At 61.0% G+C, this 1224-nt stretch carries 1 protein-coding gene; it reads right to left on the bottom strand.

The genetic code is table 11. The annotated features are described in order from the left end of the window. Nucleotides 1–5 precede the first annotated feature (5 nt). Nucleotides 6–1162, bottom strand: a protein-coding gene (locus C2U58_RS19715) for an IS3 family transposase (RefSeq protein ID WP_099527056.1) whose coding sequence is annotated in 2 segments (ribosomal slippage) — nt 6–922 and nt 922–1162 — 1158 coding nt in all. Because the reading frame shifts where the segments join, the coding sequence is not laid out codon by codon here. Nucleotides 1163–1224 lie beyond the last annotated feature (62 nt).

Raw genomic sequence — 1224 nt, forward strand, 5'->3', positions numbered from 1 at the left:
GGGTTCTACCCCGATATCACGGACGGTTCTAAAAGAGCTGCAACCTTCTGATCCTGCCTGGCGACCCTTCGCCGCATCCTTGGGTTATGGCGTCGCTCGATGTAGTCAAACACATCCGCTCGTGCTGCATCCAGTGCCGGATAGTTCGTTCGATAGACTCGCTCACGCTTGAGTAGCCCAAAGAAGCCTTCGCAGGCCGCATTGTCGCCGCAATGTCCCACAGCGCTCATCGAGCAGATCAGCCCGTTAGCCGCGAGATATGCCTGGTAGTCACCGCTGCGGAACTGACTGCCACGATCCGAATGCAGGATGACTTCGTGGCTGCCTTGACGCTGCCAGACCGCCATCTGCACTGCCCGGATCACCATCTGGCGATCCTGTCGATCGTGCATTGACCAGCCCACAATGCGCTGGTCGTACAGATCCAGCACGATGCACAGATACAGCTTGCCCTGACGGGTCTTGATCTCGGTGATATCGGTCACCCACTTGGTTTCCGGCTCCAGCGCGAGAAAATCGCGTTCAAGCAGGTTGACCACGCCCGGCGGTGTCATGGCCGGACTTGCGCGCTGCCCGCGGCGCTTGCGCCGGGGCCAGCCCTGCAGGCCGTCGGCGGCCATCAGGCGCGCTACCCGGTTCAGGCTGGCGCTCTGACCTTCCTCAGCCAAGTCTTCGCGCATGCGGCCGGCTCCCAGAGTACCCCGGCTGTCTTCATGCAGCTCACGCATCCTTACCACCAAGCGCTCATTTTCGACCTGTCGGGCACTCACAGGACGCTTGCTCCACTCGTAATACCCGCTGGCCGATACCTTCAGGCAGCGGCACATCAGCCGAATCGGAAACTCATCGCGGCAACGTTCGATCACCTGATACCTCAGGATGATTCCTTTGCAAAGAACGTCGCCGCTTCTCGCAAAAAATCCCGTTCCTTCTTTACCCGCGCCAGCTCGCGCTTGAGGCGGGCCAGCTCTTCATCCCGAGGTGTCCCGGTGCCGCCGAAGGCGACAGCACCCGGGCTCTGTGCCTCGCGTTTCCAGCGAGTCAGCAGCGTGTCGCGAATCCCCAGCTCCCGCGCCACCTGAGCACAGCTGACGCCGGGCTGGCTTGCCTGCTCAACCGCACCACGCTTGAACTCGGCACTGAACTTCCTACGCTTTGACATGAACACTCCTCATGGCCTGGATCGGCCTTCTTGTAAGTGTCCGTGAAAACGGGGGTGAACCC

The sequence above is a fragment of the Stenotrophomonas sp. VV52 genome (assembly GCF_002893095.1).
In the GTDB taxonomy this organism is placed as follows: Bacteria; Pseudomonadota; Gammaproteobacteria; order Xanthomonadales; family Xanthomonadaceae; genus Stenotrophomonas; species Stenotrophomonas aracearum.